The sequence below is a fragment of the Paracraurococcus ruber genome (assembly GCF_004353985.1).
Classification (GTDB): domain Bacteria; phylum Pseudomonadota; class Alphaproteobacteria; order Acetobacterales; family Acetobacteraceae; genus Paracraurococcus; species Paracraurococcus ruber.
The window spans coordinates 1-291 of sequence record NZ_SMOA01000747.1; the positions used below are offsets into that span (position 1 = coordinate 1).

Genomic DNA, 291 nt, shown 5'->3' on the forward strand with positions numbered 1-291 from the left:
GGCGGGGCTGGAAGCCGCCCTGGGCGCGGCGCTGGGGGAGGCGCTGGACAGCCCGGCCGATCCCGCCGCCGCGCGGCACTGGCGCCTGCTGCCGGCGCTGGACACGCCCCCTGCCCTGCCCGGCGGCGCGACGCCGCTCGCCACGCTGGTGGAGGCGCCGCCCGCCCTCGCCCGCGCCCTGTCCCAGGTCGGCCTGCTGCCGGACGGCGCCGAGGGCGCCGCGCTGCAGGCCGTCCTGCGGCCGGGCCAGGCGGTGGTGGCGCGCGACGGCGCCGTCTGGCGCTGGGATGG

General features: G+C 83.5%; 1 protein-coding gene. It reads left to right on the forward strand.

Annotated elements, in window-relative coordinates; all coding sequences use genetic code 11:
* Positions 1 to 291 (forward strand): hypothetical protein (locus E2C05_RS33965; RefSeq protein ID WP_158292519.1); only part of this gene is annotated, 291 nt, incomplete at both ends.